Raw genomic sequence first — 20,402 nt, 5'->3', positions numbered from 1 at the left:
TCGTTGAAACACGACGAGGGACATGAGCGCGCCGGGGGGGAAACCTCCCGGCGTTTGTACGTCTACAGCGGCGGCTTCCTGGCGCAAAAACGACTGCGGCGCATTTTGGGGCTGGCTGGCTATCGGCTGTCGCTTGGCGTGCCTGCGCCCGATGATCTGGTCGGCGTGTGGGGGCAATCCCCCTACGCCCACCGCGGAGAACGCATTGCGGCACAACGCGGGGCACGCGTGGTTCGGATCGAGGATGCCTTTTTGCGGTCGCTTCATCCCGGTCGCAGCGGTGATCCGCCGCTTGGCTTGATGATTGACCATACGGGTGTGCATTTCGACGGGCGTCACCCGTCAGATCTTGAGCATCTGCTGGCGACCGACCCGCTGGACGACAGCGCGATCCTTGACCGCGCCCGTGGGGTCATCGCCCGGATGCGAGAGGGACATCTGTCCAAATACAGCGCCACCCTGCCTGACGCAGACGCGCCGCCCCCCGGCTATGTCCTGGTGGTCGACCAGACGCGCGGCGATGCATCGGTGCGCGCCTCAGATGGAGATCGGTCGCGCTTTCTGGAGATGCTGTTTGTCGCGCGGGAGGAAAACCCCGGCGCAAACATACTGATAAAAACGCACCCTGAAACCACCGCTGGTCTGCGCGAAGGGCATTTCACCGAAGCCGACGCTGTTGGCCCGGTGAGATTGTATGACGGCAGCGCATCCCCCTGGACGCTTCTCGAAGGGGCGACACGGGTCTATACGCTCTCTTCTCAGATGGGGTTCGAGGCGATCCTCGCCGGGCATAAACCGCGTGTCTTTGGCAGGCCGTTCTATGCAGGCTGGGGCCTGACCGAGGATGAGGAGACCTTTCCCCGCCGCACCCGTGTTTTGACACGTGCGCAACTGGTGGCCGGGGCGCTGGTCCTGTTTCCGACGTGGTATGACCCCTACAGCGACTGCCTGTGTGACGTGGAAACCGTACTGGGCGCACTGGATGCGCAAGCGCGCGCGTGGCGGGAGGATCGAAACGGTTGGGTCATGATAGGCGCGAGGTTGTGGAAAAGACGCACCTTGCAGGATTTTCTTGGTCAATACAGGCGCTTGCGGTTCGAAGATGATGTGGAAAAAGCCAGGGAGGTCGCGGCCAGGGACGGGCGGCGCCTGCTGTCTTGGGCCAGCAAAGGCATCGCTGACGGCGTTCGTATGGAGGACGGCTTTCTGCGGTCACGCGGCTTGGGGGCAGAATTGGTGCCTCCCCTGTCGCTGGCGCTGGATGAAGTGGGGATTCACTTCGATCCCGGAGCCCCATCGACGCTGGAACAGTGGATTCAGCGACGTGCTGCGGGACTCAGACCTGACCAATTCGAACGTATCCACAGGCTAAAGAGGTCATTACTGGACGCTGGCTTGACCAAATACAACCTTACCGGACCATTGCCGGAATTGCCTGAAGGTCGCCGCATCCTAGTGCCCGGACAGGTGGAAGATGATGCCTCGATCCTGCGTGGCTCCCCTGATTTACGGTCGAACGCAGAGCTTCTGCGGCTGGCACGCGAGGCAAATCCAGATGCGGTCCTGATCTGGAAGCCGCATCCAGATGTGGAGGCTGGCCTGCGCAAGGGGGTGGTGACGGATCCAGAACGCTGGGCCGACACAACCCTGCGCGACGTCGACATGGCGGCGGTATTGAACGCCGTGGATGAGGTCTGGACGCTGACCTCTGGCACCGGGTTTGAGGCTCTGATGCGCGGCTGTCGCGTGACAACGCTGGGCGTACCATTCTATGCAGGTTGGGGCCTGACCACGGATCTTGAGCCTGTGCCGGAGCGCCGTCTTGCTGGTCCGCGTCCGACGATCGAGGCCTTGATGCACGCCGCGCTGGTGGATTATCCAAGGTACTTCGACCCGGTCACCAAGGCCCCCTGCCCCGTGGAAACCGTGGTTCTGCGCTTGTCCAACGGCCGAAATATCCGGCAGTCGCTGGCCAATCGGAGCCTGTCGAAAGCGCAGGGTGCGTTGGCGAGTTATGCGCATTTGTGGCGACGCTAGACCGTGCAGAAACAGATAAAGCCATCTTATTGATAATACTTAATTTCCTGAGTTACACACAGGAAGACAGTCACGCAGCGCTGCCAAAAGACCCGCACAAGACCCTGAGAACACTTGGTTATGCTGAGGATGGTCGGCGCCAGATATGCTGAATGTCTCCGCCGCGTGCACGGACATCCACAAGCTCGAAACGCGGCGCTTCTGCCAGGCGATCAACGCCAAGCGCCCCTATGCCGGGATGCCCCTCTGCCCCGAGCGCCATGCCCGCAGTGAAGACATGCAGCTCGTCCACGAGGTCTTGCGCCAGCAACGACGCGGCCAGTTGACCACCCCCTTCGCAGAAAACACGTGTAAGCCCCTGTTGTCCCAAAGCCGAGAGGATCGCGGCAGCGTCCAGACGGCCGCCGGACAGCGGGGTCGGCAACAAAGTCGCGCCGATCTGCTTCCACGCGGTCACCAGATCAGAGCGGGCGTCTGTTCCATGGCACAGCCACAGCGGCACCTCCGTCGCGGTGCGTGCGAGGTCGCTCAGCAATGGCAGATCCAGGTGACGGCTGGCGACGACGCGCACGGGCTGTTTGGCCACAGACAGGCCGCGTACAGTCAATCTTGGATTATCTGCGCGGGCCGTACCGCCCCCGACCAAGACCGCGTCATGGGTGGCGCGAAGGGCGTGGACTGCGTGACGCGCAGAGGCCCCGGTGATCCATTGGCTTTCGCCCGTGGCGGTCGCAATGCGTCCATCCAGCGTCATGGCGAGCTTCAACGTCAGAAAAGGGCGCCCCTGCTCCACCCGAAGAAAGAAGCCTGCGTGATCTTGCATCGCCTCGGAGGCCAGGATCCCGGTGATGACTTCGACACCATTTTCCCTAAGCCGATCAAAGCCTTTGCCGGAAACTCTGGGATCGCTGTCTGCCAAGGGCGCAACCACACGCGCCACACCGGCGTTGATCAAGGCATCGCTGCATGGCGGCGTCTTGCCGTGGTGTGCGCAAGGTTCCAACGTCACATAGGCCGTGGCACCGCGCGCGGCGTCGCCAGCCATTGCCAAGGCTTGCGATTCGGCATGGGGACGACCGCCGGGCTGGGTCCAGCCCCGCCCGACCACACGACCGTCGGCGACGACGATGCAACCAACCGCCGGGTTGGGCCAAGTCTGCCCCATGCCACGACGGCCCAAGGCCAAGGCCTGGGTCATCCAGCGTGCGTGGTCTGTCACTTGGGCGGCTGCATGTTATCGGGGCTCAGTTCGGAAACGAACTTGTCAAAGTCATCGGCCGCCTGGAAGTTCTTGTAAACGCTCGCAAACCGCACGTAGGCAACGGTGTCGATCCGTGCCAACGTCTCCATCACGATCTCACCGATCTGTTTGGACGGAATGTCGGTTTCGCCCATACTTTCAAGCCGCCGGACAATGCCGGAGATCATCTGATCGATGCGTTCGGGATCTATGGGGCGTTTTTGCAAAGCAGTCCGGATGGAGCGCTCTAGCTTGTCGCGGTCAAAATCCTCGCGACGGCCGTTGGTCTTTATCACCACCAGATCACGCAGTTGCACGCGTTCGTAGGTTGTGAACCTCCCGCCACATGCCGGACAGAACCGACGGCGCCGGATCGAAACATGATCCTCCGCTGGGCGCGAGTCTTTTACCTGTGTGTCAATATTTCCGCAAAACGGGCAGCGCATTGCCTGTCCCCTCGTCTTATAATTCCCGCCTCGATTGGGGGTTGCTCCCCCTTATCCACAGCCACTGTAGGCCATCGCCTAGGTTTTGGGTAGGGAAATATTTCATCCTCTAGATGAAGCATGCAGCGCGGCGCGGGACGTCTAAGACAAATGCGCCACAACCTGACGGCTATGAGGGGCAGAGCGGTGTTCCACCACATAGATACCCTGCCAGCGACCAAGCAGCATAGCGCCCGCCCTTACCGGCACAGACAAGGATACAGGCAGCAAAGCCGCCTTGATATGACCCGGCATGTCATCCGGGCTTTCGTAAACATGCGTGAGGTAGTGCATTGACGGGTCGGTCGTCGGCGGGACGAGACGATGCAGAAATTCAGCAATGTCAGTCTGAACTTCCGGGTCACAGTTCTCTTGGATCAGAAGAGATGCGGAAGTGTGCTGAATGAAAAGCGTGAGCAGCCCGTCTTGAGCCGCTTCCGAAAGCCACAGGTTCACCTCGCGGGTGAAATCGTACAATCCCGGACCGTTCGTCATGATCGTGAATGAAGTCTGCACGCGATTGCCTTTCAAGACGTTTGTGAGAACGCCTTAACATATCGCGCGCAGCAGCGTGTCTCAAAGCGTCAAGCGTCGCGGGAGACGCATGCCACGGTCGGGAGCCCCTCGGACGCGGAAACGGGAAGAGCATATCCTTCGTCGGAGACAACCGGCATGGAGGCGACCTGAGCCAAGGTTTCACGGCATTGTGCCAACTCGTGCGGCGCGACCTCGATCTCGATGACTTCGGGCTGTGAAGGCGCCATCATGTCCGTCGCGGCAAATGCAGCTGTGGCTGTTGCGGCCATGAGAATTGCGAGTGCGGAAAGCTTGGTCATGTCTATCTCCTTCAGGGGCTTAACCATCTGACGGACAAAAGGTTCCCGAACCGCAAAAGACCTTGTTCCCGATTGGGAAAATTGCGTCGACGATCCAAAGGATCAGGAAACATTTGCGCGCTATGAGAGCCAGCATCCTGTCAGAGACCGCGATCCCGCACGGACCGAAATTCCGTCATGTAAGGAGCTGATGCTTTGTCGATTGACGATACGACCCTTCAGAATGTGCTTACCAGCGGTTCTGACCTGAGCCAGGCCTCGCTGGCGACAAAGATCCTTGTCAGCCGACTGCGTGTGGACGTGGCCAGCCAGCCCGCCGACCTCGCCACTGCGCTCTCTGAATTGAAGTCCTTCATTGCCAAATATCCATTCGCACAGCAGGACCTGCGGGCGCTCTGAGCCTGCCGCTTTCAGCTACATTTCAGCAAGGAGCCCAAAGATGAAAAATGCGATGATGACGGTGGCGGACGCGACAGCACGTATTGAACAGGGCGCGACCCTCGTGATCGCCGGCGATGAAAAGGCCCTTGCCCGCCTGCCGAAAGGCCAGTGGATCGGTGGCACAGCGGTTTATTTTGTCACCGAGACGGGCGCTCGGCAGGATCACGAGATGGTTTTTGTCACCGAGGTCGCCGAGGGCAGTGCCTCCAGGACGCGTTTCGTCCCCACCGAAGACCTGTCGTCCCTGGCCGATCAGCAGTTCGAGAATGGCGCAACGATGATTCTGATCCCCGCCTTCTCCGACGCTCACCAGCGCTTTGCACTTGATGGGGCGGGATATCCCGACATCTTTGCTCAGCCGTTGATCGGCTGGATTTCCGGCGTGGCGCTGGAGGACATAGGCGAGGTCGCTCCGAAGGTGTTTGACGGCGCGACCGGCCATGTCCACGAGGACGGAGCGGTTCTGCTGCATGTGGAGATGCCTGCTGGCCGCGTGGCGGAGATCGACATCCTGAACCTGTTCGAGCAGGACCGCGAGAGCCCAACCATTCTGTTCAGGGCTGACGGATTTTCTGCCACGACGGCGATCATCAATGGCGAAGAGGTCAATCTCGCCAAATGGGTTTTGGACAACAACATCAATACGCAACGCCCGCTTGTGGCGAACTATGCGGGCGCGATGATCAATGTGTCTTTTCAGAACGTCGATGCCAGCGCCGGAAAATGCTCTTTCTTTGCGCCAGTCGTCGAAGGCGTCGAATACCGAATAGCCCGCAACCCGGGAGATTACGCGAAGGTCTTTGCCTCACGGGCAAACGGAGATGGCGCAAATGAGATGAGCTGCAACTGCATATTGAACTACATTTTCGGTGAGCTGGAGGGCAAAACCACCGGCACCTTCACTGGCCCGGCGACGTTTGGCGAAATCGCTTATATTCTGCTGAACCAAACCATGGTGCGCTTGCGGGACGTGGCCATGAAACAGTCAAACGTGGCTTGACGGGTCTCCGGGTTCGTTAGGGGACGTAGCGGACCCGTGCCTTCGCCCGCCTTGGCGTGATGATGCGGCGGGTCCGGTTGTTTCAGTCGCATAGCCAGGTTGCAGTATGCTCCGGAACGGCTGCCCCTGCTTCGCGTTGACCCTTCAGCAAATTGAAGGCGAAGGAGAACCTTATGTCCCGCTTTGAAAACAAGACCGTCATTGTCACCGGCGCGTCCTCAGGCATTGGCGCCGCGACCGCCAAACGTTTTGGCCGCGAAGGTGCCAATGTTGTTCTGGTTTCCCGTTCCGAGGACAAACTGAAACGCGTGGCTTCAAACATTCCCAACGCAAAAGTGGTAGCCGCCGACGTCGGCAACAAGGAAGATGCCAAGCGGGTCATCGACGAGGCGCAAAGTGCCTTTGGCAGTGTAGATGTGCTGGTGAACAATGCAGGCGTCGTAACCACGGGCACCATTGATGAGGTGGACGAGGACGGCTGGGACACGGTGATCAACACCGATCTGACCGGCGTCTTTCATATGACAAAGGCCGCCTGGCCTGCGCTGAAGGCGAGCAAGGGCAATGTGGTCAACACCTCGTCGGTGTCAGGCACCGGCGGTGACTGGGGCATGTTCGCCTACAACGCAGCCAAAGGCGGCGTGACAAACATGACGCGAGCGCTGGCATTGGATGCCGCGACGTCTGGCGTTCGGGTGAATGCAGTGAACCCGTCCCTGACGCGGTCTGAGCTGACGGACGGCATGTTCGACAACGATGATCTGATGAAGAAATTCACTGACCGAATACCGCTTGGCCGCGCTGCAGAGCCCGAGGATATCGCAGATGTGATTGCCTTCCTCGCCTCCGACGACGCGCGCTTCGTCAATGGTGTGAACCTGCCGGTGGATGGCGGGTTGTCGGCCTCCAACGGGCAGCCGAACCAAGCATAACCTAAGCAGGAAGGAATAGTTTATGAGCAAGACACTTTTCATTACAGGGGCGTCCTCGGGCATTGGCGCTGCCACGGCGCGCACGGCTGTCGAATCCGGGTGGAACGTCGGACTATTCGCCCGATCCGAGGATAAACTCGGCGCGCTGGTCGAGGAATTGGGGGATCAGGCGCTTGCCCTGCCAGGTGATGCGACCTCCCTCAACGAGCAGCGCGCGGCGATTGGCACCTTGGTAGAGCGCTATGGCAAGCTGGACGCGGCCTTTGCAAATGCAGGCATGGGGCTTTCCGCTGCGGGCACGGAGAAAGGCGACCCCGACGAATGGGAAACGCTGGTAAAGCTCAACGTGCTGGGCCTTCTCTGGACGGTGAAGGCCGCCATGCCGCAGCTTAAGGCCAACACCGGCCACATGCTGCTCACCGGCTCCGCCGCTGGACGCACACATATCAAAGGGTCGGTTTACGGTGCCTCAAAATGGTTCGTGCATGGTTACGGCGGCAACCTTGCGCAGGAAATGCGCGAATGGGGCGGCCGTTGCACGGTGATTGCACCTGGCATGGTGGATACGCCGTTCTTTGACGAAGCGAAGCCGGACAAGCTGAAGCCGGAGGATATCGCGCGTGCGGCCGTCTACGCGCTGGAGCAACCTGCGCATGCTTGCGTTCAGGAAATGTTCGTCATGCCCACGGGCTGATCAAAAAAAACCGGAGCAAGGCTAACGCTTGCTCCGGTTCGAAATCGGTCTGGATCCGTGGCGGTGGCGCTCAGGTTCAGGCGCGAAACACCCCGGCCCCAACTTGATCAATCATCTGCTTAGCCTTGGCGACAGATGCGGCCGCACATTCTTCGGCGTCGCGAATGACATCGGCCCTGATCAATTGATGGGTCTTTGTCTCGCCGTCGACCTCGCCTTCTATCAAGGCACAGATGCGGTAGCCGCCATCGTCGGACATGGGCTGTGGCGTGATGCGAAAGCCCTTGTATTCGATGGGTTCGGCGGCGGGCTTTTCAGCCGCACCGCCGGTCCCGAAGAGTTTCTTCCAAAACGACATTACTGATCCAGGAACGAACGCAGTTTGCGCGAACGGCTGGGATGCTTGAGCTTGCGCAGCGCCTTGGCCTCGATCTGACGGATGCGTTCCCGTGTGACCGAGAACTGCTGCCCCACTTCTTCGAGCGTATGGTCGGTGTTCATGCCGATGCCAAAGCGCATGCGCAGAACGCGTTCCTCGCGCGGCGTCAGGGACGACAACACGCGGGTCGTGGTTTCCTTCAGGTTTTCCTGAATGGCGGAATCCAACGGCAGAACCGCGTTCTTGTCCTCGATGAAGTCGCCAAGCTGCGAATCTTCCTCGTCGCCAATCGGCGTTTCGAGCGAGATAGGCTCCTTGGCGATTTTCATCACCTTGCGAACTTTCTCCAGCGGCATCTGCAGCTTTTCGGCCAGCTCTTCCGGCGTCGGCTCGCGCCCGATCTCGTGCAGCATCTGGCGACCGGTGCGGACCAGCTTGTTGATCGTCTCGATCATGTGGACAGGGATACGGATCGTGCGCGCCTGATCGGCAATCGAGCGCGTGATCGCCTGACGAATCCACCATGTCGCGTACGTCGAGAATTTGTAACCGCGGCGATATTCGAATTTATCCACCGCCTTCATCAGGCCAATGTTGCCTTCCTGAATGAGGTCAAGAAACTGCAAACCACGGTTGGTGTACTTCTTCGCGATGGAGATCACGAGACGCAGGTTCGCCTCGACCATTTCCTTCTTGGCCTGACGGGCTTCTTTCTCACCCTTCTGAACCTGCTGCACGATGCGGCGGAATTCAGAGATATCCAGACCAACGTACTGACCGACCTGCGCCATGTCAGAGCGCAGCTCTTCGACCTTGTCGGTGGAGCGTTCGATGAACATCTGCCAGCCGCGCCCGGACTTTTCGCCCATGCGTTCCAGCCAGTTCGGATCCAGCTCGTGATTGCGGTATTCTTCGACGAATTCACGACGGTTGATGCGCGCCTGGTCGGCCAGCTTCACCATGGCGGAGTCGATCGACATGATGCGCTTGTTGATGCCGTAGAGCTGGTCGATCAGCGCTTCGATGCGGTTATTGTGCAGGTGCAGGCCATTAACCAACTCAACGATTTCAGAGCGCAGCTTTTGATACATCTGCTCGTCGGTCGAATCGAAGGAGCCGTCTTCGTTCAGCGTTGCCGAAATCCGGCTGTCCTGCATCTCCGCCAAGGCTTCGTAGTCTTGCGCGATGCGGTCGAGGGTTTCCAGAACACTTGGCTTCAGAGCGGCTTCCATGGCGGCAAGCGACATGTTCGCCTGCTCGTCATCGTCCTCGTCGTCGTCATCCTTCGAGATGGGGTTGCCATCGGCATCGTATTCCGGCTCGTCGGATTTTTGCGACTGAGGCGCCTCTGCCCCGACAGCTGCGTTGGGATCGACGACAGGCGCACCGAGTTCGCCGTCCTCGCCCACCTGGTCGCCAAATGTGGTTTCAAGGTCGATCACGTCGCGCAACAGGATGTCTTCGGACAGAAGTTCCTCGCGCCAGATGGTGATCGCCTGGAAGGTCAGCGGGCTTTCACAAAGCCCGAGGATCATCGTATTGCGGCCCGCCTCAATCCGCTTGGCGATGGCGATTTCGCCTTCGCGCGACAGAAGTTCGACAGAGCCCATCTCGCGCAAGTACATGCGGACGGGGTCGTCGGTGCGGTCCAGCTTTTCGGAGGTCCCGGAGCCAAGCGTGACGTCACCGCCCCGCTTTTGTTCCACCAGCTGAGTGGAGCCCTTGGCGTCTTCGTCTTCGCCTTCTTCGTCGTCCTCGGTTATCTGGATGCCCATCTCGGAGAGCATCGACATGACGTCCTCGATCTGGTCAGAGGACACCTGGTCCGGCGGAAGAACCTGGTTGAGTTGATCATAGGTAATGTACCCACGCTCGCGCGCTTCGGCGATCATTTTCTTGACCGCAGTCTGCGACATGTCGAGGCTGATCTCTTCGTCTTGGTCCTGGGACTTAGTGTCTTCGTTGTCCTTGGCTGCCATGCGGCTCTCCTGATCGGGGCGACGGACTGGGTGATTCGTTAATCCGACTACTTATCGTGATTCGGCGATTCGGACACCCGTCTAGCCTTATATGTTTACCTTTTTCTCACCGAGGTGAGGATTATTTACGCCCTTTGTCGAATCGAATCGTCGAAAGCAGCGAATCAAAAGCACTTCGCTCGTCCTTGTCGATCAGCGCGCCGTTCTTGCCGACCGCAAAGTCCATTTCGCTTTCGTCTGTGCGTCGACCGATATCGGAACGCGCGCGGGCCGCCTGGCCCAGTCGCCATGTCATCGCTTCGTCGGCCTCCTCCTGAAGATCCTCCTCGGCCTCCTTTAGCTCCGCATGCCAACCCCGCATAGCTTCGAGCTTCGCCAGTTCTTCGGACACCGTGGTGCGGGCAATGTCGAGCGCGCCGGGCGAGCGGATACAAGGAACGACTGCGATATGGCGCGAGGCCATCAGGGATTCAAGGCGTGCCGAGCCGATTCTGCGCGCGGCCTCGTCCTTTACGTCGGCGGGACGGTCACGACAGGCCAGCAAAATGTCCCTCAGAGCGGTCAAATTGGCGTCTGTGAAGGTCATGTCCTCGATCTGACTGTCGAAATCCTCGGTCAATTCGGGGTGACAGAAGAGCGTGGCGAGGATGACCTCTGCGCGCAGGCGCACTTCAGGCGCCTCTCCACCGGACGCCAAAAGCGATGCCTTCGCCGTCGGGCTGGGTGGTTCGGGCGGATCCCACGGACGTCGTGGACCTTTGTAACGTCGGCCCTTGCCCTTGAAACTGCCTGTAAATCCGCCTGAGCCGCCATTTTGATTGCCCGACTGGCCGACAGGGCGTTGTTGCGGTGCCGGTTCTGGCACCGGTGCGTAGCTGTTGAAGCCGGCGGGCTCATATCCATGATCGTAATCTGGTGCAGAGGGTGGCGGCGCATCGTATCCGGGATCAAAGGCTGGCGCATAGCTTGGGCCGGGATCATCAAATTGCGGATCCGGCCCCGCGCCGTAGCCCGTGTTGGAAAATGTCATGTCAAAGCTGGAAGTACCGCCAGACGTGCGCCCGTAAAGCGTGTCCAGCCTGTCACGCACGGCAAGCGCGTAGTGGTGGCGAAGACTGCGATCCCGCACCAGCTTCACACGTTCGCGCAAGGATTTGTCCAATGCGGCCCGGCGTTCCGGGCTGTCGAAGGTCTTGTCCTCTGTCTCCTGCCGCCAGAGCAGATCGACCATGGGCATGGCATCGTCCAGGACCTTTTGCACCGCTTTCGGCCCCTCGGCCCGCAGAAGATCGTCGGGGTCCTTGCCCTCCGGCATGATGGCGAAGCGCAGCGATTTCCCGGCTTCCAGCAGTGGCAACGCAAGGTCGATGACACGATAGGCGGCCCGCAAGCCGGCCTTGTCGCCGTCGAGCGCGATGATCGGCTCTTCGGAGACGCGCCACATCAGATTGAGCTGGCTCTCCGTCACGGCGGTGCCAAGCGGTGCGACAGAAGCATGAAACCCAGCCTCGGACAGGGCGATCACGTCCATGTATCCTTCGGCCACGATCAGCGGTTTGCCCTTGCCGGTCGCCTCACGCGCGGGGCGCAAGTTATAGAGGTTGCGCGATTTGTCGAACAGTTCCGTTTCCGGTGAGTTCAGATATTTCGCGTTGTCATTGGGGTCCATCGCCCGACCACCGAACGCAATGGCGCGGCCACGTCCGTCACGGATCGGAAACATGATGCGGTTGCGGAAGACGTCGTAGGGTTCGCGCCCCTTGTCCGACGTCCGGGACAGGCCGCAGGCCAGCAAATGATCCAGCGGCACGCCTTTACCGGTCAGCGCGTTGCGAATGTTGTCCCAGCCCTGAGGCGCAAAGCCGATCTCGAAACGGTCCAGCGCGGCCTCGTCCAGCCCGCGTTTCGCCAGGTAGGCACGCGCTTCGCGGCCCGCGTTGGTTTTAAGCTGCAACCGAAAGAAGCGCACGGCCTCATCCATCACCTTGGTCAGCTGCGTGCGGCGGTCGATCTTTTCCTGCGCCTTCGGGTCCTTGGCGGGCATTTCCATCCCGGCCTCCCCGGCAAGGATCTCCACCGCCTCCATGAAGCCCACATTGTCGAGCTTTTGCACAAAGCTCAGCGCGTCGCCTTTTTCATGACAGCCAAAGCAGTAGTAGAATCCCTTTCGGTCATCCACGTGGAACGAGGCGGTTTTTTCGTGGTGAAAGGGGCACGGCGCCCACAGGTCGCCTTTGCCCGGCTGGGACTTGCGCTTGTCCCACATGACTTTCTTGCCCACCACATCGGAGAGGGTGAGGCGATTGCGCAATTCGTCCAGGAAACCGGGGGGGAGACTCATAGCGCGCAGTATCCTCCGTGTCCGAGGCGATTCTCAAGGGGGCGCGGCACATTGCACCGCGCTTCTTTATCGTTGAGATTTGGAAACGTGCGGTTTTGCGTCAAAGCCCTTCGCACTGCTGACGCGCCATGGCACCTACAGCATGTGTCAGCTGGCCTTCGGGTAACGCATAGACGAACTCCACCAGTTGATCGGCCGCGGCACGGTCCATCTCGTCGCGCATCGTGGTCTGCACAGTACGCTTGGGTTCCCCCATCTTGCGGCTGTCAACGGCAAGGTTGAACCACGCCTCGGTCTGGGCACAGGTCTCAAGCGCGTCATCTTGGGCTACGGCCACAGCAGGCAGGCCAGCAAGGATCAGGGCAAGCACGGCATTGCGCATCATTCGTCTCCGACATTGGGGTCTGGACTGGTTTTAGTGCACAGCCCCCTGCCCGGCAACGGCTGGAACGGGATCGGCGGCTTATTGCAGATCGCGGGCCAGCATTGCGCAAACGTTTGAAGTCATATCGAATTTCTACAGGGTGCCGCAGCGTCACCTCATGTCCACTCCGGGATCAGCCTGTGCGGATTGACGCATTCGTGAAGACGACTGACCGCGCTCAAGGCGGAGATTGCCTCGCCCACTACCCTTCGGCCCATGTGATCTTGGGCGCAAAACGGGGGCGCGTGAAACCGAAGGTATAGAACATACGCGCCTCGTTCAGTGCGGGAACCGCAAAGGGGGGAATATAATCGGTTTCCGTCTCGACCACGATGACGTGTTCATTGTCCAGCAGGACCGGCAGTTGGTCGGTCATGTCCGCCAGATCCATGGTCTGAAGCTCCCCGAACTCTCCACGGGTTTGAGACCACTCCACCAGATACTCGCCGGTGGCCGCGGGTGTCGTGCCATCAGTTGTGTCTTCGCCGGCGTCAAAGCGCACCAGCGTGACCCGCAGGCTGTACGGCCCATCCGATCGGGTCAGGAAGGCCATCAGATCAACCATGCCATCCAGGTAAGGGCCGTCGATCGCAGTCGTTTCCCGCGAGATCGCGTCAGAAATCGTGTATGCGGCCTTCGTGTTCAACGTCTTGTAGCGAAAGGCGTCGTGCAGCGAAAATGTGCCCGCAATGACCGTCAAAATCAGCGGAAGCCATAGCATCATCTCGATCGTCATCGAGCCTTCCGTGTCGCGCAGAAACGCGCGGACAGATAGTCGTCGCTTGATCCGTTGAAATCGCGTGAAATACGTCGCGGTCATTTTGATTACCTCGGCTCTTGGACGAATGCAGAATTGACGATCAGCTTGGCATATCCCTGCGCATCCTGATCCAGCCCCGCGCCAACCGCAGTGGTCGGAAAGATCGGCTTATACTTCAGGCAAGCCCGCACCAGCATCAGTGCATTGTCCTGACCCTCGACGAAGTTGCGCACCGGGCGCGGCGGCTGTTCTGCGTTCTTGCAATCGGGAAAATCTGAAATCGTCCAGAAGTCGCGCGGATCAACCTGCACCATTTCCAGGCGAAGGTTGTCCGAGCAGCTTTCGATCACACCTGCGTCTTCGCAGATTTGCCTGTGCAGGTCGCTGTAGCTGGGAATATCACCGGTCGACAGACGGATATCGCGTACAGACATATCCACGGCGCGTTCAAGCATCGCATGGCGAATGTTGATTGCGGAAATTTCAAAGGCCGTCATCAAGATCACGAAGAACGCAAGGAAATAGAAAATGAACTCGATGGTGGCAGATGCTCCCTCTTCGTCGTTGCAGAAACGGGCGGCAAAGCTCTGGATGCGGGACATCATTGGATCAGCCTCAAATTGTTGATCTGACGAGCAATGATGTCGAATGTTTCAATCACATCACTGCCTTGGACGTGGAAGAAGTGGCTGTCCGATGAGGCGCAGTGGCTCAGTTCCGCTGCGGCGGCATCCGTCGTCTCGTAGGCAACCATGAAAACGGTGACACCTTGGCTTTTCGCGAGCGCGCATTGGGTGTGCATGTTGTCGAGGTTATTGCCTTGGGAAGAGGCCTCCACATAGCTGTGCCGCCCTTGCGATTGCAGCTCAAGCTCGCCATTCAGCGGACTGTCCGGATCTGCGGGGCGAAATTGCTCCGTCACGATGCCATCGGTCATCACCACGATGAACTTCTCGGTCTCCTGATCGCCCCATGCGATGGGGCGGCCGATGTACTGGCTGTCCACCATACCTTCGTCAATCAGGTACGAGACGGCCGCCCGGGTGGCCGGATCCAGCAAGGCCAGCGCATATTTCAGGCCGTATTGCAGACCAGTGCCGTCGTGCAGGCGCATGTTGTTGATAAAATCGACCAGCTGAGTGGCATTCGACGAGTAATACTGGATCGCCGTGTCCTCCCCCGGGCACCAGCCCCAATCCATCGTTTCCGCCTCACGCGGCCAGAACTGGAAGTGCGGAACATAGTCGCTGGATGTCGGCAGCGCTGAATTGGAGAATTCGCTGTCGTAGATCTCCACACAGGAGCCGGGCATATTCACGTTGACGTCGTCAGCCGCTTCCAATGCGTCGGGATAGAGGCTCTCCCAACCGGCAAAGTCGATGTCACTGTATCTGTAAGTTCTGCCGGGAAGCTTGCCATTGTTCTTGGTGGGGCCAAGGTCGCTGCCGGGCCCATTCAGGTTGCCCTTCACCTGAAAATAGCGCGTTTTTTCCCGGCCACCCTTGATCGACACACCCAGGAAATCCCAAGCGTCGATCCGGTTGTCGCGCGCAGCGACCCATGCCACCGCACCTTTATACAGGTCGTCCATGTCGCGCGGAGCGTTCTCGGGGAAACCTTCGATCTTGTGCGCGCGATCAAAGACCTGATCGCCGTCGGTGTCGAAGTACAGCACCACGTTGGAAATCGCTTGCGTCCATTCCGCGAAATGACCGGTCTGGGCCGTGGCCGTGCCGTCGGAGCATTCATCTGCCTCCGCCCCCTCCTCGGCGTTTTCGGCATTGTTGTTGCACAGCGACCCACCCGGCGCGTCCTGATCGCCGTTGCCCCACCCGTTGTTGCCCTTCAGCTTGGGGCGCTCGCCGCGCAGATAGGCAAAGATATCGGTGCCGGGGTTCACGTGGCCCGCAAAGGGCACCACGTTCAGCGTGGTAATGCCTTCGCTTTCCTCGGTCAGCACTTTCCTGATGAAATTGGCCGCCCCTTCGCGGGTGTTTTCGATCCGGTTGTTCCAGCGCATGGAGCCGGAGATGTCCAGCACGAGGCTGATTTCGACATTGGCAATGCGCTCCTCTGCCATCGAAACGGCGCGCACATCGAGCGTGTCTATCCCGGCCAGCCTCAGGAACAGCGTGTCCATCGTCATGCCGGCGTCGGCACCGACCGTGCGTTCGTTGAAGAAGGGCGTGGACGTGACGGAGGTCAGATAGTTGCCCAAGCCCGCTTTGGCCACATAGTCAGCGACCACATCCACCGGCTGCTGGCGCTGATCAAGGTCCGCCGCCGCGATCACCGCACGGTCCAGCGTGGTTTGCAGCCGCACACGTTCGCTTTCTTGTTGCGCGAGGTCTACGGCTGCGCCGCACATCAGCATCACGCACATCAGAATGAAGATCGAGAAAACGGTCAAATTGCCGTCCTCTTCGTGCACGAAGCGGGCGACTGTCCGGGAAAGCGGGCTGCGGGTGCCGGTCTGTCGCATGGGTGTCTCCTCGTCGTGCCATCATCGGTCGTGTTGGGACGGCAGACGCTCTCTGCCGCAGTCTCAGACGTTTTTCGGGTAAGATTCGGTCAACGATCCGGATGCGAATGCGGCAGCGAAGCGGACTTCCCATAGGATTTTAAGAGAAGCCAAAATATCCGTCCGGGCTTGAGCCGCCGTTTGGGGCGAGACGACACGCGAAACACTGCCCCGAACTGCGGCTTTCCGGCGGGAGGCTCGTCGCGCACTTCCCCTGCCCCGCGCCAAGCCCGACCACAGGGGCACTGCCCTGCCCTACGGCTCAATTTTCTCGATGCTTTCGTACGAGATGCGCGGGACGCCTGAGTGTCCACATCATAAAACCAGCATCGGGAGGCAGGCAGGGTTGAACCGAAATCGGATCCATGGTGCTTTGTCTTTCGGGCCTCGATCAGCGCGGTATAGCGCATCTGTCCAGAGCCTGGAAACAAAGCCGCAGTCTAAAGCGGTTTTGTGCGCTAAACTGCTTAAAATTCTATGAAAAGGCATGTCAAACTGCCCAAGTTTAGCCACGTTAACAGGGCAAAAAACGGGCATCCCGAATGGCGTAGGTTGAGTCGCAAGCCTGACTGACGTCGCGTTTGACAAGGTGCCTTTATGATGACCCTTTTGACCCGGAAAACGACAAACGACTGTTCCGCCACCGGCGGCTTTCTGGGCCGTTTCTGGACAGCGCAGGATGGCGCCATGTCCTATGTGGCGCTCGTGGGGTCCTTGATCATGATGATCTTCGGCGGCGTCGGCATCGACATGATGCATGCGGAACTCAAGCGTAACAAAGTGCAGCAGACACTGGATCGCGCGGTTCTGTCCGCGGCCAACCTGAACAACACCCTTGATCCGGAATCTGTGGTGCAGGACTTTTTCCGCGCGATGAACATGGAAGACGAACTCTCCGGCGTTGCGGTGGACAATGGCCTTGGCGCGAAAAGGGTCACGGCCGACGGTCATGCCAGTATCAGCTCGGATTTCCTCAGTCTCATTGGCGTATCCGAATTGGATGTCTACGGCAGGGCCACCGCCGAGAATGCCATTGCCCCCACAGAGATCAGCCTTGTTCTGGACATCTCCGGCTCCATGCGAGGCGCCAAGATCGCCCAGCTGAAGGACGCCGCAAAGGAGTTCGTTGATACCGTTCTTGGCTCCGGTGGCGACAACAGCCGTGTGACCGTGTCCATTGTGCCCTACAACGCAACAGTGAATCTGGGGCCGGAGCTGTCTCAGCTCTACACGCTTGACCTGGACCACACGATGTCCACCTGTGCGGCCTTTGACAGCAGTGATTTCAACAGTGTGTCCCTGGATCCCGATCAGCCCCTTGAACAAATCGCGCATTTTGATCCGATCTCAAACGGCAGGATGACCGTGGACACGCCATGGTGTTCGACCGGAACCACCGGCAACATCATCGCCCACAGTGCAGACCCCGACGCGCTGAAGGACTTCATCGACAGCCTGGAGGCACAGGGCAACACGGCCATCGACCTTGGCATGAAATGGGGAACGGCGCTGCTTGACCCTTCGGCGCAGCCTGTTGTGGAGGAGCTTGCCAACCGCGGCCTCGCCCCGGAAACAGCACGCTACCGCCCTGCCCCTTACGAGGCTGCCGCGCAGAAATTCGTCGTTGTCATGACCGACGGCCAGAACACGCAGCAATACGACCTTCCGAACTGGATGAAAAATCCGGCCGCCATGTCCGATGTATGGGTAGACGATCATGGCACACCGGGGACAGGCGATGACCGCTGGTCAATCCGCGTCATAGACAGGCCAGGTGACAGAAACGATGTTTTCTACTGGCCGCACCGGGCGGGCCGGTGGAACGCCTATCAGAATGGACCGTATAGCTGGGTCGTTCGGGGTGCAGCGACCATGGTGGGCGACGTTGCAACGATCGGCCAGGACACAGCCAACACGGCGCATTGTTCCAGCTACAAGGGCGCAGGCGCAAATTCGGCCCAGAGCACGCTGGTCGAAGGGATATTGTCGACCGACTACGCTGATATGGACGTCGATGGGTTGACGGGCTCCGACGGTGATTGCTCCAATTACGCGCCGGTGCGCCTGAACTGGCAAGAGCTGTTCGGCACAATCAAGACCACTGAATACGCCAACACGTGGTATTGGCAGGCGTATCAAGACGGGCAAGCCTTCTACCAGCAGTATCATAACGCCTATTATACCTGGGAGGTTCGTGTCGACGGTTCGGCCGCCGATAACCGTCTGCACCGCATTTGCGACGCAGCCAAAGATGCCGGCATTGTCGTCTATGCCATTGGTGTCGAAGCCCCGAGAGCCGGACTGTCGGCAATGAATGACTGCGCCTCTTCCACCGCGCATTTCTACGATGTTGAGGGCGATGAGCTTTTGGAAACCTTCGGCTCCATCTCCGACATGCTGGTCGAGCTGCGCCTGACCGAATGATCCTCCGGCCCCGTATCTGTTTGATGCGGGCCCCGAGGCGACCCGCAGGTACGCCCTGTTTGAATTCCGTGACCGTAACCCCTGACCGAGGCCAAACCAAGATGATGACCCGTACTCTTTTGCCCCTCCTTCGCCGGTTTGGCCGCCGTGAAGATGGCACGGTCGCCCCTGAAGTGGCGCTGTGGATGCCGATTTTCCTACTGCTCATCATATCGTCGATGGAGCTTGGCATCGTCACGATCCGACACACCGTTCTGGAACGTGCGCTGGATCAGACTGTGCGTGACGTTAAGCTCGGCATCGGCCCCACGACCCACGCCCAGATGAAAGCCGCCATCTGCGCCAGGGCCCGCATCCTGCCCGAATGCGCTCAGACGCTGCATCTGGAAATGATCCCGCTCGACATCAACAATTGGGCGCAACCAGCGGCGGCCGCGGATTGTGTCGACCTGTCAGAGCCGGTCACCCCCCAGCGTCATTTCGTAAACGGTCAGGGCGGACAGATCATGTTCCTGCGCGCCTGCTACAAGTTCAGACCGGTCACGCCCATCGGCTCGCTGAACGCCAGCCTGAACAAGGATGGCGAAGGCTACACCGGGCTGGTCTCGACCAGTGCATTCGTCAACGAGCCGAGCTGAGGAGACATCAACATGCTAACCTCCTTTTTGAAACGCCGCCTAGGGCGCTTTGCCGCCAATGACCGCGGGTACATCTCGACCGAGGCCGTGATCGTGCTGCCGGTGATGCTTTGGCTGTTTGGCGCGGGTTGGGTCTATTTCGACGCGTTTCACCAGCAGAGCGTGAACCAGAAAGCGAACTATGTGATCGGCGACATGATTTCGCGTGAGACCGATGGCGTGTCGTCCACTTACATTGACAACGCATTCAACCTTCTGACGACGCTGACAAAGTCCGACAGTGCCATCACAGACATGCGGACGGCCGTTGTCGAATATTCCTCGAGGAGAGACCGTTGGTCGGTCGTATGGTCCGAACAACGGGGCGACGCGATGTCCGGCGTGGCCAGCGCCCTGACCGACGCCGACCTCGTCAGTTTTGGTGATCGGCTGCCGCCCGCCATGGACAACCAGCAGCTCGTTCTGGTCGAAACCTGGGAAGACTGGGAGCCTGCCTTTGACATTGGCATCGGCGCCTTCCAGATCCGCACCTACAGCTTTACCGCGCCGCGCTATGCGCCCCAGATCCCCTTTGCCGGAAATGATACCGGGGGCGGAGGGTCGTCATCCTCGGATGACGATGACACCGGCAACGGCAATGGCTGGGGAAATCCCTGGTACGGAAACTGGCCGGGCAGAGGCAATGGCTGGGGCAGAAGCTGAACGAGACGATAGGCTGAAAAGCCCGTGCAGGTATCAGACGTCCGGGTCGGCGACCTTAACGGCGATGATATCTGCCATCGGCTTTGTCGCCGCGCCAGAGGTCACACCGCCAACGGCAATCCGACGCCCCATCCGCCACCACAGGCCAGGTCGCCACGCGCGTGGCATCGGCTCTTTGAGAAGAATGATAAAACCGTTCGACGGCTTCATCGCAAAAACCGACCGATCCACCTTGGCGATCTGATCGAGGCGCGCAAGTTCCGTGCCGTCGCTGTCGGTCAACGCCTCGTCGGTCAGGATCAACTCGTGACCGGTCGCCTCCCACATACGGGCCGAAAACCACAGCGCAATGAGGCCGAGCGCCACGAGAAAGACCTGCCACAGCCAGTTGGCTGGCGGTTCGGCAAACGCCACGTACAGCAGCATGGCACCCAGAGCCGTCATCGCGCTCACACCTAGCACACGACGCGGGGCCGATGTGCCAATCCGTGTCAATTCTTCCGCCATTGGTTCGTCCCCTTGTCTGGTCCCGCCCCTCCTATCGACTTGGGTGCGGCTCGGAAAGCGTG

At 59.7% G+C, this 20,402-nt stretch carries 20 protein-coding genes; 8 read left to right on the top strand and 12 right to left on the bottom strand.

All coding sequences use genetic code 11. From position 1 onward, the window contains the following. The first annotated feature begins 3 nt into the window (after positions 1-3). Positions 4-2,037 carry a capsular polysaccharide biosynthesis protein gene (locus tag GGQ68_RS11720; RefSeq protein WP_246429342.1) on the top strand — a complete coding sequence of 678 codons (2,034 nt, stop codon included), beginning with the start codon at positions 4-6 and terminating at the stop codon, positions 2,035-2,037. Between the two features lie 118 nt (positions 2,038-2,155). On the opposite strand, the gene ribD is transcribed toward GGQ68_RS11720, so the two are convergent. The 4 genes from ribD to GGQ68_RS11700 form a co-directional block, all read right to left on the bottom strand. Then, positions 2,156-3,256, bottom strand: a complete 1,101-nt coding sequence (ribD, locus tag GGQ68_RS11715) for a bifunctional diaminohydroxyphosphoribosylaminopyrimidine deaminase/5-amino-6-(5-phosphoribosylamino)uracil reductase RibD (protein WP_343055932.1) — start codon at positions 3,254-3,256, stop codon at positions 2,156-2,158. Then, positions 3,253-3,723 carry a transcriptional regulator NrdR gene (gene nrdR / locus GGQ68_RS11710; protein WP_183966192.1) on the bottom strand — a complete coding sequence of 157 codons (471 nt, stop codon included), beginning with the start codon at positions 3,721-3,723 and terminating at the stop codon, positions 3,253-3,255. The genes ribD and nrdR overlap by 4 nt, the downstream gene beginning before the upstream one ends. Positions 3,724-3,864: 141 nt before the next feature. After that, positions 3,865-4,278 carry a secondary thiamine-phosphate synthase enzyme YjbQ gene (locus GGQ68_RS11705; protein WP_183966190.1) on the bottom strand — a complete coding sequence of 138 codons (414 nt, stop codon included), beginning with the start codon at positions 4,276-4,278 and terminating at the stop codon, positions 3,865-3,867. A gap of 68 nt (positions 4,279-4,346) precedes the next feature. After that, entirely contained in the window at positions 4,347-4,598 is a 252-nt protein-coding gene (locus tag GGQ68_RS11700; RefSeq protein ID WP_183966188.1) for a hypothetical protein, read from the bottom strand. 195 nt (positions 4,599-4,793) lie between these two features. Here GGQ68_RS11700 and GGQ68_RS11695 point away from each other — a divergent pair, with 195 nt between their 5' ends. From GGQ68_RS11695 to GGQ68_RS11680, 4 genes are all read left to right on the top strand, one after another. After that, positions 4,794-4,997, top strand: coding sequence for a hypothetical protein (locus GGQ68_RS11695; protein ID WP_183966186.1), 204 nt, complete (start codon positions 4,794-4,796; stop codon positions 4,995-4,997). Positions 4,998-5,037: 40 nt separating this feature from the next. Beyond that, a complete protein-coding gene (locus GGQ68_RS11690) occupies positions 5,038-6,039 on the top strand; it encodes a DUF6976 family protein (RefSeq protein ID WP_183966184.1) in 1,002 nt (333 codons plus the stop codon). Positions 6,040-6,212: 173 nt separating this feature from the next. Then, the gene (gene budC / locus GGQ68_RS11685) at positions 6,213-6,971 is read left to right on the top strand and encodes a meso-2,3-butanediol dehydrogenase (protein WP_183966183.1); all 759 of its coding nucleotides are present in this window, start codon (positions 6,213-6,215) and stop codon (positions 6,969-6,971) included. Positions 6,972-6,993: 22 nt separating this feature from the next. After that, complete coding sequence (locus tag GGQ68_RS11680) at positions 6,994-7,665, top strand: SDR family oxidoreductase (protein WP_183966180.1); 672 nt, start codon at positions 6,994-6,996, stop codon at positions 7,663-7,665. 76 nt (positions 7,666-7,741) lie between these two features. Here the strand turns inward: GGQ68_RS11680 and GGQ68_RS11675 are convergent, their stop codons facing one another. The 7 genes from GGQ68_RS11675 to GGQ68_RS11645 form a co-directional block, all read right to left on the bottom strand. Further along, positions 7,742-8,023 carry an HlyU family transcriptional regulator gene (locus GGQ68_RS11675; protein WP_183966178.1) on the bottom strand — a complete coding sequence of 94 codons (282 nt, stop codon included), beginning with the start codon at positions 8,021-8,023 and terminating at the stop codon, positions 7,742-7,744. Further along, positions 8,023-10,023 carry an RNA polymerase sigma factor RpoD gene (rpoD, locus tag GGQ68_RS11670; RefSeq protein ID WP_183966176.1) on the bottom strand — a complete coding sequence of 667 codons (2,001 nt, stop codon included), beginning with the start codon at positions 10,021-10,023 and terminating at the stop codon, positions 8,023-8,025. Before rpoD ends, GGQ68_RS11675 begins: the two co-directional genes overlap by 1 nt. A gap of 121 nt (positions 10,024-10,144) precedes the next feature. Next, positions 10,145-12,364 carry a DNA primase gene (gene dnaG, locus GGQ68_RS11665; RefSeq protein ID WP_183966174.1) on the bottom strand — a complete coding sequence of 740 codons (2,220 nt, stop codon included), beginning with the start codon at positions 12,362-12,364 and terminating at the stop codon, positions 10,145-10,147. Positions 12,365-12,464: 100 nt separating this feature from the next. Continuing rightward, positions 12,465-12,746 (bottom strand): hypothetical protein, encoded by a 282-nt coding sequence (locus GGQ68_RS11660; protein ID WP_183966172.1) that lies wholly within the window; start codon positions 12,744-12,746, stop codon positions 12,465-12,467. A 244-nt stretch (positions 12,747-12,990) separates the two neighbouring features. After that, complete coding sequence (locus tag GGQ68_RS11655) at positions 12,991-13,608, bottom strand: TadE/TadG family type IV pilus assembly protein (protein ID WP_183966170.1); 618 nt, start codon at positions 13,606-13,608, stop codon at positions 12,991-12,993. 5 nt (positions 13,609-13,613) lie between these two features. After that, positions 13,614-14,153, bottom strand: a complete 540-nt coding sequence (locus tag GGQ68_RS11650; RefSeq protein ID WP_183966168.1) for a TadE/TadG family type IV pilus assembly protein — start codon at positions 14,151-14,153, stop codon at positions 13,614-13,616. Beyond that, a complete protein-coding gene (locus GGQ68_RS11645; RefSeq protein WP_183966166.1) occupies positions 14,150-16,030 on the bottom strand; it encodes a Tad domain-containing protein in 1,881 nt (626 codons plus the stop codon). The genes GGQ68_RS11650 and GGQ68_RS11645 overlap by 4 nt, the downstream gene beginning before the upstream one ends. A gap of 636 nt (positions 16,031-16,666) precedes the next feature. On the opposite strand from GGQ68_RS11645, the gene GGQ68_RS11640 reads away from it, so the two are divergent. The 3 genes from GGQ68_RS11640 (at position 16,667) to GGQ68_RS11630 (ending at position 19,833) form a co-directional block, all read left to right on the top strand. Then, entirely contained in the window at positions 16,667-18,493 is a 1,827-nt protein-coding gene (locus GGQ68_RS11640; protein ID WP_183966164.1) for a VWA domain-containing protein, read from the top strand. A gap of 101 nt (positions 18,494-18,594) precedes the next feature. Further along, on the top strand, positions 18,595-19,131 hold the full coding sequence (locus GGQ68_RS11635) for a TadE/TadG family type IV pilus assembly protein (protein ID WP_246429341.1): 537 nt from the start codon (positions 18,595-18,597) through the stop codon (positions 19,129-19,131). A 12-nt stretch (positions 19,132-19,143) separates the two neighbouring features. Further along, complete coding sequence (locus GGQ68_RS11630) at positions 19,144-19,833, top strand: TadE/TadG family type IV pilus assembly protein (protein WP_183966162.1); 690 nt, start codon at positions 19,144-19,146, stop codon at positions 19,831-19,833. Between the two features lie 33 nt (positions 19,834-19,866). On the opposite strand, the gene GGQ68_RS11625 is transcribed toward GGQ68_RS11630, so the two are convergent. Next, a complete protein-coding gene (locus GGQ68_RS11625; RefSeq protein ID WP_183966160.1) occupies positions 19,867-20,340 on the bottom strand; it encodes a hypothetical protein in 474 nt (157 codons plus the stop codon). Between the last annotated feature and the right edge of the window lie 62 nt (positions 20,341-20,402).

This window comes from Sagittula marina, assembly GCF_014196795.1.
Classification (GTDB): domain Bacteria; phylum Pseudomonadota; class Alphaproteobacteria; order Rhodobacterales; family Rhodobacteraceae; genus Sagittula; species Sagittula marina.
The sequence above is the reverse complement of the archived record's forward strand: the minus strand, read 5'-3'. Positions and strand labels throughout refer to the sequence as shown.